Below are 9,138 nucleotides of genomic sequence, written 5' to 3' on the forward strand. Positions count from 1 at the left end.
AGGTCGCGGGATGGCGAGTGTAATCGGCGTTGCGCTGTTGCGGAGGCGCGCGCTCTGTTCTATACGTCGATTTGATCGAACTGGATACCCAGCGCAGCAGCGATGCGCTCGCGCGTGCTTCGCCTGGGCTTGGCTCCCGGCGCTTCCATCGCGGCGTAGCTAGGCTGTCGTATGCCCAGGCGAGTCGCCATTTCGGATTGGGTGATTCCCAGATATTCGCGCCAGGCACGCGCGATGCTCCAGCCGTTGCCACTCATCAGCATGACGACTTCGTGCGGAATCGTGCCGTCGGCGGGAACGCGGAGGGGGCGGCGAGAAGGCTTTGCTTTTGCGCCAGTCAGCACAAGATATTCTGAGTAGGGAAGAACCACAAACGCGGGCTTCCCGTTAGATTCCAGAATGGTTGGGTGCAGGCGCATAGTCCGTTTCTCATTCGCATCAATAGGTGTTGCCGTCACGTCGTTTCACTTCTCGGATATCGATGATGCGGACGGTCGTCGCAACATCGAACAGAATTCGGTAGTGGCCAACTCTCCATCGGTAGCTATATTGATGTTGGCTGAGTGATTTGACATTCTGCACAGCGGGAAATGCTTCCAGTTTTGAAACTGCGTCGAGAACGTGAGTCCGATCGACGCTGGGAAATTTGAGCAGTTGCTTAAGGGCCTTCTTGCCCCAGTTTATGCAATACATCAGCAGAAGCAGCTTTTTATAGCTTAAGCTATATAGTTTTTCAAGCCTGCTCTGGCTTAAGGTTCACATCAGCAGGAGCCCATGACTGTTCTAGAGCTCCTGCAGAGAAGGATCAAGCTTTTGCGCGATTTCTAGGACTAAGCTTAGATTCCATTCAAGAATAGGGGGCAAGCGATCAGTGTGTGGCCCTATTCGCGTTCACGTCGCGCAGGCATTCTCGCCACTCGCAAACATGTCCACCAGCGTCTGCCTCAGCCAGCGTTGCGCCGGCACGGTGTCGTTGCGTTGATGCCAGAACAGGCTCAGGATCCGCGGCGGGGCGTGCAGGGGCAGCGGCATGGTGTGCAGGTGGGGCGCGTGCGGCGATTGCGCGCCCAGGTTGCGCGGCAGCACGGCCAGCAGGTCGGAATGGCGCACCATCTCGTAGGCGACGCCGTAGTGGTTGACGGTGGCCACCACGTTGCGTGACAGGCCGCGCGCAGCCAGGTAGATGTCGTAGGACGGCAGGGCGGTACCGGCCAGGCTGACGTCGACGTGGCGCGCCGCCAGGAAGGCGCGGGTGCTCAGGCGCTTCATGGCGGCCAGCGGGTGCCCGGCCCGCATGAAGCAGGCATAGTCCACCCGCCACAACGAACGCGAACGGATGTGGTTGGCGTGCTGGGCTTCGTTCACGTAGACGCTCAGCACGCAGTCGACGCGGTTGTCTTCGAGCTGGTCGGCGATGTTCAGGACGGTATTGGGCATCGTGCGCACGCGCGCCAGCGGGGCCACCTGCGCCAGATGGTTGCACAGGCGTGGCATGACGACGCCGGCGGTGTAGTCGGACATCGACAGGCTGAATTCCACCGAGGCCTGGGCCGGGTCGAAGGCTTGCGCGTCCAGGGCGCCGCGCATGCGGCCCAGGGCTTCGCCCAGCTCGGCCCACAGCACGGCGGCGCGCTGGGTCGGCATGACGCCATTGCCGGACCGCACGAACAGCGGATCCTGCAACCCGTCTCGCAGGCGGGCCAACGCGTTGCTGACGGCCGGCTGGGTCATGAACAACGCATTGGCGGCGCGCGTGACGCTGCCTTCCGTCATCAGGGCTTCAAACACCTTGAGCAGGTTCAGGTCGAGCGTACGGAAGGTCATGGCAGGTCATTCACATTGGTGATGCAGGGCATCATAACTATAAATTGGTGCGATAAAACCACGCGTGCCTATCATGCGTTCTCTCATCCAGTACGGCCCAAGCCGTCGACCAAGGGGAACCGCATGTCCATGATTTCGGGACGCATCGAGCGTCTGCCGTTCGCGCATTTCCATAGACACTTGCTACTGATGGGCGGGCTGGGCTACATGTTCGATGCCATGGACGCTGCCGTGCTGGCGTTCATCCTGCCGGTGCTGCGCAAGACCTGGGAACTGTCCAGTGTGCAGATCGGCCTGCTGGGCAGCAGTACCTATATCGGCTTCTTCTTCGGCGCCTTGCTGGCCGGCGCCCTGGGCGACCTGATCGGCCGCCGGACCGTGATGATCTGGGCGCTGGCGCTGTACTGCGTCGCCTCGCTGGTCAGCGCCTTCGTGAATAGCTGGCCGCCGTTCTTTGCCGCGCGCATCGTGGCGGGTACCGGTACCGGCGCCGAAAGCGCCATCATCGCGCCGTACCTGGCCGAATTCGTGGCCCGGCGTTTTCGCGGCAGTTTCACGGGATCGCTGGCGGGTTTTTTCTCGTTCGGGTTCGTGGCGGCGGCGTTGCTGGGCTATTTCATCGTGCCGGCGCATGACGAAGGCTGGCGCATGGTGCTGGTGATCACGGCGCTGCCGGTGGTGATGCTGCTGTGGTGGCGTCGGGCGCTGCCCGAGTCACCGCGCTGGCTGGAAAGCCGGGGGCGTACGGAAGAGGCCTCGCGCATCCTGGACAGGATCGAAGCGGATTTCGCACGGCGGGGCCATACGCTGGCCGCGCCGCAGCCCGAACCGGCCGGGGCTACCGGCAAGCGCGGCACGCTGCGCGAGAACTTCATGCTGCTGCTGGCCGGACGCCAGGCCCGCATCACCATCATGACCTGGATCATGTGGTTGTCGATCACGTTCAGCTACTACTCGTTCTTCGTGTGGATTCCGGGCCTGCTGGTCGAGACCGGGATGAGCATCACCAAGAGCTTCTCGTATTCGCTGGCGATCTATTGCGCACAGGTGCCGGGCTACTTCAGCGCCGCCTGGTTCAACGAGAAGATCGGGCGCCAGGCCACGATCGCCACCTACATGCTGCTGGGCGGGGCCAGCGCGCTGGGCCTGGCGTTTTCCAGCAGCAACGAGCAGATCATGCTGGCCGGCATCTGCATGTCGTTCTTCATGAACGGCACCTATGCGGGCGTCTACGCCTACACCGCCGAGGTCTTCCCGACAGCCGTGCGCACCACCGGCGCGGGCCTGGCGTCCGCCATCGGGCGGGTCGGGGCGATCGTGTCGCCGATCCTGGTGGGCTATCTGTATCCGAATTTCGGTTTCATGGGGGTGTTCGGCATCACGACCATCGTGCTGCTGCTGGGCGCCGCCGTGGTCGTGTTGATGGGCGTGCCGACCCGGGGCCGCTCGCTCGAGGAAATCGCCGCAGGAGAAACGCAATGAAGACGACCCGCACAAGCCCGCCGGCACCGGTGGTGCCCGAACTGGACGCGGTGGCAAGCGCCCATGCCGCCACCGACCAGCCGCAGGCGGTATTCGCCGCCGTCGACCGCGCGCTGGCCGCGCGGATCGGCCACCGGCTGTTCACCATCCTGGCCTACGACCCTGATACGACGCTGGCGACGCGCCTGTATTCCAACCTGCCCGATGCCTACCCGGCCGGCGGCAGCAAGACCGTGGCGCAGGGGCCGTGGACCCAAGCGGTGCTGGATCGTGGCGAAGCCTATATCGGACACACGCTGGACGACCTGCGCCAGGTGTTTTCGGATCACGCGCTGATCGATTCCCTGGGCTGCCAGAGCGTGCTGAACATGCCGATCCGCTGGCGCGGCCGCACGCTCGGGTCGCTGAACCTGCTGCACGCGGCCTATTGGTACGGCCCTGCCGACGCCGCCGCGTGCCGCCCGTATGCGCAACTGGCGCTGCCGGCGGTGCTGCCGGCCCTGCTCACCCTTTGATCGCGGGAACATCATGCAAACCCTATTGTTCAAGAACGCTGCATTGCTGGACCCGGCCCGGGCAGAATTGCAGGGCGACCACGACGTGCTGGTGCAAGACGGCCTCATCAAGGAAGTGTCCGACCGACCCTTGCAGGCCGCCTCGGCGCGGGTGATCGACCTGAAGGGCAAGACCCTGATGCCCGGCCTGATCGACCTGCACGTGCATGTGATCGCGGTCGAACTGAACCTGGCGCAGCAGGTGCACATGCCCAACGTGCTGGTCACGTTCCGGTCGGCGCCTATCTTGCGCGGCATGTTGCGCCGCGGCTTCACGACGGTGCGCGATGCGGGGGGCGCCGGCCACGCGTTCAAGCAGGCGGTCGAACTGGGGCTGGTGCAGGGGCCGCGGCTGTTCGTGTCCGGCCGTGCGCTCAGCCAGACTGGCGGCCATGGCGACATGCGGGCCCGCAGCGATTTCCTGAACGACGATTCGCCGTGCCCGTGCTGCGTGCGGGTTGGGGCGTTGGCGCGGGTGGCGGACGGCGTGGACGCGGTGCGCCGCGCCGTGCGCCAGGAACTGCAGATGGGCGCGGACCAGATCAAGATCATGGCGTCGGGGGGCGTGGCCTCGCCGACGGACCCGGTGGGCGCCTGGGGGTATTCCGAAGACGAGATCCGCGCCATCGTGGCCGAGGCGCGCGGCCGCCAGACCTATGTGCTGGCCCATGCCTACACCGCCGAAGCCATCGCCCGCGCGGTGCGTTGCGGCGTACGCACCATCGAGCACGGCAACCTGGTCGATGCGGAAACGGCCCGGCTAATGGCGCAAAGCCAGGCTTACGCGGTGCCGACGCTGGTGACCTACGAAGCGCTGGCCAGCGAGGGCGGCGACTTCGGCCTGCCGCCGGAAAGCGTGGCCAAGATTTCGCAGGTGCGAGATGCAGGGCTGCGCTCGCTGGAGATCTACCGTGATGCGGGCGTGAAGATGGGGTACGGCAGCGACCTGCTGGGGCCGTCGCAGCGGTTGCAGAGCGATGAATTCCGCCTGCGCGCCGAGGTGTTGGGGGCGCAGGCCGTGATCGCCAGCGCGACGCAGGTGGGCGCCGAGGTGCTGGGCATGCAGGGCAAGCTGGGCTGCATCGCGCCGGGGGCCATGGCCGACCTGCTGGTGGTCGACGGTGACCCGCTGCGCGACGTGTCGTGCCTGTTGGGCCAGGGCGAACGGATTCCGCTGGTGGTGCAGGGGGGCAAGGTGCAGTTCGACGACCTGCGCCTGGCGGCCTGATCGGGCAGAGACCCGCCGCGCCCGCCCGCGGCGGCGCGGCGGGAGGAGGGTGTCAGCCGCGGTTGATCGACACCCCGCCATCCACCAGCAACGCCGTACCCGTCGTGAAGCTGGACGCGTCCGAGGCCAGGTACAGCGCCGATCGCGCGATTTCGGCGGGCGTGGCCAGCCGCTTGAGCGCGTGCAGGCTTTCGACGTAGTGGCGCGCTTCGGGCGTATTCATCGAGGCGCGGCCCATGGGCGTATCGGTGCCACCGGGCAGCAGGGCATTGGCGCGGATGCCCTGCGCGCCATATTCCGCCGCAATGACCTGCGTCAGCCCGATCAGGCCGGCCTTGCTGGCCGCATAGGCCCCCATGCCGGGAAAGCCGGCCGTGTGGCCGACGAACGTGGACGTGAAGATCAATGAGCCGCCGCCACGTTCGAGCAGGGCGGGAATCTGTTGGCGCGCGCCGAGAAAGGCGCTGGTGAGGTTGGTATCCAGAATCTCGCGCCAGGCGTCGGGCGAGACCTTGTGCACAGGCGCCGCGTCGCCGGTCATGCCGGCATTGTTGAAGGCGATATCCAGCCCGCCGAAGCGGGCCAGGGCGGTGGCCACCGCGGCTTGTGCCAGCGCATCGTCGCGCACGTCGCCGGCCAGCGCCGCGGCATGGGTACCCATGGCTTCGATATCGGCCACCAGCTTGTCCAGTTCGGCTTGCCGCCGCGCCACCAGCACGAGCCGCGCGCCTTCGCGCGCAAACAGCTTTGCCGTTTCATAGCCGATTCCGGAACTGGCGCCCGTGATGATGGCAACTTTGCCGGCCAATTGATGCATGATCGATCCTTGAGGGAGGTTGACCCTGGAACGATAGGCATCGCCGTGCGGGCGGGCTATCCGGTTCTTGCGCTTGCCAGCGTTTTCACGGCCCGTTCTTGCGCCTACTTGAAGACCGACCAGGCCACCGTGACCGAAAACGCGCCCAGCACGATCGAGGCCGCACGCTGCATCCGGGCGGGGTCGATTCCTTTGAGCCGCTCGCCGCCCAGCATGGCGCCGAACAGCACCCAGCCCAGGCCGATGGGGACCAGCAGCATGGAGAACACGGCCATGCAAATGGCATAGCCGCTCAAGCTGGTGAACGCCGCCGCGGGAAAGATCGTGCTGGCGAACAGGATGCCCTTGGGATTGAGCAGGGTGGCCGTGAACAGGGTGCGCAGGCCGATGACCTGTTGTGCGGCCGATGGTACGGCACGTGCCGCGTGCCACATCCGCCAGGCCAGCCAGGCGATGTACACGCTGCTGGCGATGCGCACTGCCGTCGGCAGCCACGGCACGATCTGCGCGGCCTGGCCCAGAAAGTGTCCCCAGACCGTGATCGACACCAGATAGCCTGCCAATTCGGCACCCGTCAGCCGGGCCGAGCGGGCAAAGCCTTGACGCAGGCCGGCCGCGGCCAACAGAGTATTGGTGGGGCCAGGCATGGCCAGCACCAAAGCGATGCCGGCCACGTAAAGACTGAGTGCCGAGACGGAAAACATTGGGGCGATAAGGGAAGGGGCAACGGGCCGTCTTGTAGCACGCGCGCCAAGGCGGCGGCAACTGCGGGACTGGCGCAAGAGGATAGCCGCAAGAGGGCAGCCGGGACAGGACCGTCGCAAGAGGACAGCTCCTGCCGCTCGTGCCAAAATCGGGTCTTCGTGTCCAGGACCAGGAAAATGCCATGCCGATCGGATCGTGCCGCGCCTTGGGCGCTTGCGTGATGGCGCTGTTGCTGCTGGCCGCCTGCAGCAAGAAAGTGGAATATCCGGCCGAGGTACAGCGCGCCACCTACGGGTCCTGCGTGCAAGCCTTCAAGTCCAAGGCGCCTGCGGACCTGGGCAATGTCGATGCGAAGGCCAAGGGTTATTGCCAATGCGTGTTGGACGGCCTGCAGGACAAGGTGCCGCTGCAGGATTTCCAGCGCTACGAACAGCTGCTGATCAGCGCCGGCCCCGCTGTCGAGCGCGAGCGGCTGGAAAAGGCGGTGGTAGCGGTGGCCGATGTCTGCCTGAAGCGGCTGCCGACGTTTTGACGCGCTCGCGTCTCAGGCCGGCTAGCGCGCCAGCTTCATGGAAACGTCGGTATGGGTGCCGCGATCCAGGTCGGCGCCCAGCGGCATGCTGCATTCGGGCAGCGTGAGCAGTTCGCGGCCGATTTCGCCCGCCTCGATACGGCGCGCGATGTCGTCGAGCAGCAGGGTGCGCGTGGCGAATCCCTGGCCCTGCAGGTTCTTGGCGTTCAGGCGATACGCCAGGTTGGGTTCGCTGCCCTTCATGATGCCCAGGTCGAGAATCTGCCCATGTTCATTGCGGATCAGCAGATGATCGGGGCGCGCGTAGATGCGGTAGATGCGCCAGGGCGATGAGATGGCCGCGTGGCTGGGGCGGGCATCCGCCTGGGATGCGCCGCGCGGGGCACCGCCCGGGGGCGGGCTTGAGGCGCTGGGCAGCAGTTTGACGCAGGCGTTGGCGAAGCGCGCGACAGAACGCCTGAAGGCGCTCATGTGAGCGCTGCCGGTAGCGCGCGGATGGGGCGAGGGAAGTCGCAATAATAGGGCGTCGAAAACTGCGAGTCGTGCGAGTGTTGCTGCGGCTGCTTGTTCATGGCCGTGCTCCTGTGCATGGCGATGCGGCGAGGGACGCGCGTTCAAGCACCATCCTTGCAGGATACGCGCTTTGCCGCGGGGCAGTATGAAAAAGCCCCGGGTGTAACGCATAAAGACGCTTTAACGCATGAATAGCGTAATTTCTTCGGGCTATAAGGTCATTTTTCAGCAAAAAGCGGGCAATGGATGCGACCAGATTCAATAAGGGTGGTAATTGGAAACGCTGATTGACATTAGTTGCCCCTGCACCCATAGTGGACTTGAAGCTTTTCGAGCATCGTGATTTTCGTCCGGTCTTGCTCCCCCACTGCGGGGCGCTTCATTGTTCGCAGTCCTTTCCTTGACAGGCTCAATTCGCGGACGCTGCCCGCTATTTAAAGGAATGGATTATGGAAACCGGAATCGTCAAATGGTTCAACGATGCCAAGGGCTTTGGCTTCATCATGCCCGAGAACGGCGGCAAGGATTTGTTTGCCCACTTCTCGGAAATCGTGAGCGACGGCCACAAGGTGCTGCTTGAAAACCAGCGCGTCAGCTACGTCACGGCCCAGGGCGCCAAAGGCCCCCACGCCACGCAAATCCGCACCTTGTGAATGAAGGCCCCATGGGGCCTTTTGATCAATGACGGGAGGCTTATGCTTCACAACAACATGGTTTACAAGGGCTACCGCCTGACTGCCGCGGTGTCGCGCATTTCGGTAGGCGGTTCGAGCCGGCCTGCTTTCACTGCCACCGTGGCCGTGGAGCTTGCGGGTGACCAGGATCGTCTTGGCGAACCCTACGTCGTGCCGCTGTTCGCATCGGGCGGCTTCGTGTCCAGCCCGGGCATGGCAGTGGATGCCGCGATCAATCATGGCCGCACCGTGGTCGACGCGCATGCCAGACCGGTATGAACGCTAGCGCCGGCGCTGCGCCACCCAGGCGCATGCGCATTGCGGCAACCCAAACAACATGGCCGCCCAGGGCAACCGGGCGGCCTTCTTGTTTTTCAGCGGCGCCAACGCCAGGGCGACTAGTGTGTCGGCGCAAAGGCATCGGGCGCTGCGGGCAATGAGCCCGTCAAACTACAGGGCAAAACAGGTGGACCGCCAATAACGGCCGCTGAGACGTTCAGGTGCTTTGCGTATTGGACGAAGCGGGTGCCTTGTCCTTGTCGACCTGGGCCTGCTTGCGCGCGGCGTCTTCCTTCTGTTGCTGGGTTTGCTGCTCTTGCTGCTTGTTGGGCGCCTGGTTCTGGTCCGGTTGATTCGACGAAGCCTGGTAGCGGGTGGGGAAAGTCATGGTGCATACCTCTTGGGTTGTCGCGGCGAGATGCCACCAACCCACGGTAGTCCCTTGCCACGGCATTCCCTACGCTTCATTTGCAACAAACAATCTTGTGCCGGGGCCGCGTGGCGAGGGCTACGCCCGCCGCCCCGGTTGC

At 64.7% G+C, this 9,138-nt stretch carries 12 protein-coding genes; 6 read left to right on the forward strand and 6 right to left on the reverse strand.

Going from position 1 to position 9,138, the window contains the following annotated elements; genetic code table 11:
- Window positions 1-59: 59 nt before the first annotated feature.
- Complete coding sequence (locus AC3WMR_RS01540; protein WP_492262398.1) at window positions 60-458, reverse strand: helix-turn-helix domain-containing protein; 399 nt, start codon at window positions 456-458, stop codon at window positions 60-62.
- 433 nt (window positions 459-891) lie between these two features.
- Window positions 892-1,824: a LysR family transcriptional regulator gene (locus AC3WMR_RS01545; RefSeq protein WP_492262399.1), complete on the reverse strand. Its 933-nt coding sequence runs from the start codon at window positions 1,822-1,824 to the stop codon at window positions 892-894.
- A 123-nt stretch (window positions 1,825-1,947) separates the two neighbouring features.
- Between AC3WMR_RS01545 and AC3WMR_RS01550 the strand changes: the two genes are divergently transcribed.
- The 3 genes from AC3WMR_RS01550 to AC3WMR_RS01560 are packed head-to-tail and all read left to right on the forward strand — an operon-like array spanning window position 1,948 to window position 5,088.
- Window positions 1,948-3,306: an MFS transporter gene (locus AC3WMR_RS01550; RefSeq protein ID WP_492262400.1), complete on the forward strand. Its 1,359-nt coding sequence runs from the start codon at window positions 1,948-1,950 to the stop codon at window positions 3,304-3,306.
- Window positions 3,303-3,821: a GAF domain-containing protein gene (locus AC3WMR_RS01555; protein WP_492262401.1), complete on the forward strand. Its 519-nt coding sequence runs from the start codon at window positions 3,303-3,305 to the stop codon at window positions 3,819-3,821. Before AC3WMR_RS01550 ends, AC3WMR_RS01555 begins: the two co-directional genes overlap by 4 nt.
- Window positions 3,822-3,834: 13 nt before the next feature.
- Entirely contained in the window at window positions 3,835-5,088 is a 1,254-nt protein-coding gene (locus AC3WMR_RS01560; protein WP_492262402.1) for a metal-dependent hydrolase family protein, read from the forward strand.
- Between the two features lie 52 nt (window positions 5,089-5,140).
- Here the strand turns inward: AC3WMR_RS01560 and AC3WMR_RS01565 are convergent, their stop codons facing one another.
- Both AC3WMR_RS01565 and AC3WMR_RS01570 read right to left on the reverse strand, forming a co-directional pair.
- On the reverse strand, window positions 5,141-5,905 hold the full coding sequence (locus AC3WMR_RS01565) for an SDR family oxidoreductase (RefSeq protein ID WP_492262403.1): 765 nt from the start codon (window positions 5,903-5,905) through the stop codon (window positions 5,141-5,143).
- A 104-nt stretch (window positions 5,906-6,009) separates the two neighbouring features.
- The gene (locus AC3WMR_RS01570) at window positions 6,010-6,609 is read right to left on the reverse strand and encodes a LysE family translocator (RefSeq protein WP_492262404.1); all 600 of its coding nucleotides are present in this window, start codon (window positions 6,607-6,609) and stop codon (window positions 6,010-6,012) included.
- Window positions 6,610-6,791: 182 nt separating this feature from the next.
- On the opposite strand from AC3WMR_RS01570, the gene AC3WMR_RS01575 reads away from it, so the two are divergent.
- Complete coding sequence (locus AC3WMR_RS01575) at window positions 6,792-7,142, forward strand: hypothetical protein (protein ID WP_492262405.1); 351 nt, start codon at window positions 6,792-6,794, stop codon at window positions 7,140-7,142.
- 21 nt (window positions 7,143-7,163) lie between these two features.
- Here AC3WMR_RS01575 and AC3WMR_RS01580 read toward each other — a convergent pair whose 3' ends face one another.
- Window positions 7,164-7,613, reverse strand: coding sequence for a hypothetical protein (locus AC3WMR_RS01580; RefSeq protein WP_492262406.1), 450 nt, complete (start codon window positions 7,611-7,613; stop codon window positions 7,164-7,166).
- 491 nt (window positions 7,614-8,104) lie between these two features.
- Here AC3WMR_RS01580 and AC3WMR_RS01585 point away from each other — a divergent pair, with 491 nt between their 5' ends.
- On the forward strand, window positions 8,105-8,308 hold the full coding sequence (locus tag AC3WMR_RS01585; RefSeq protein WP_025137012.1) for a cold-shock protein: 204 nt from the start codon (window positions 8,105-8,107) through the stop codon (window positions 8,306-8,308).
- A 42-nt stretch (window positions 8,309-8,350) separates the two neighbouring features.
- Entirely contained in the window at window positions 8,351-8,608 is a 258-nt protein-coding gene (locus tag AC3WMR_RS01590; RefSeq protein ID WP_175190946.1) for a hypothetical protein, read from the forward strand.
- Between the two features lie 217 nt (window positions 8,609-8,825).
- Here AC3WMR_RS01590 and AC3WMR_RS01595 read toward each other — a convergent pair whose 3' ends face one another.
- Complete coding sequence (locus AC3WMR_RS01595) at window positions 8,826-8,996, reverse strand: hypothetical protein (RefSeq protein WP_492262407.1); 171 nt, start codon at window positions 8,994-8,996, stop codon at window positions 8,826-8,828.
- Between the last annotated feature and the right edge of the window lie 142 nt (window positions 8,997-9,138).

The sequence above is a fragment of the Achromobacter sp. FW305-C-28 genome (genome assembly GCF_058783235.1).

Bases quoted from the DNA above. Each gene is read 5' to 3' on its own strand.
- AC3WMR_RS01565 (WP_492262403.1), bottom strand. From the start codon at position 5,905: ATGCATCAATTGGCCGGCAAAGTTGCCATCATCACGGGCGCCAGTTCC.
- AC3WMR_RS01570 (WP_492262404.1), bottom strand. From the start codon at position 6,609: ATGTTTTCCGTCTCGGCACTCAGTCTTTACGTGGCCGGCATCGCTTTG.
- AC3WMR_RS01595 (WP_492262407.1), bottom strand. From the start codon at position 8,996: ATGACTTTCCCCACCCGCTACCAGGCTTCGTCGAATCAACCGGACCAG.
- AC3WMR_RS01545 (WP_492262399.1), bottom strand. From the start codon at position 1,824: ATGACCTTCCGTACGCTCGACCTGAACCTGCTCAAGGTGTTTGAAGCC.
- AC3WMR_RS01580 (WP_492262406.1), bottom strand. From the start codon at position 7,613: ATGAGCGCCTTCAGGCGTTCTGTCGCGCGCTTCGCCAACGCCTGCGTC.
- AC3WMR_RS01585 (WP_025137012.1), top strand. From the start codon at position 8,105: ATGGAAACCGGAATCGTCAAATGGTTCAACGATGCCAAGGGCTTTGGC.
- AC3WMR_RS01590 (WP_175190946.1), top strand. From the start codon at position 8,351: ATGCTTCACAACAACATGGTTTACAAGGGCTACCGCCTGACTGCCGCG.
- AC3WMR_RS01555 (WP_492262401.1), top strand. From the start codon at position 3,303: ATGAAGACGACCCGCACAAGCCCGCCGGCACCGGTGGTGCCCGAACTG.
- AC3WMR_RS01560 (WP_492262402.1), top strand. From the start codon at position 3,835: ATGCAAACCCTATTGTTCAAGAACGCTGCATTGCTGGACCCGGCCCGG.
- AC3WMR_RS01575 (WP_492262405.1), top strand. From the start codon at position 6,792: ATGCCGATCGGATCGTGCCGCGCCTTGGGCGCTTGCGTGATGGCGCTG.
- AC3WMR_RS01550 (WP_492262400.1), top strand. From the start codon at position 1,948: ATGTCCATGATTTCGGGACGCATCGAGCGTCTGCCGTTCGCGCATTTC.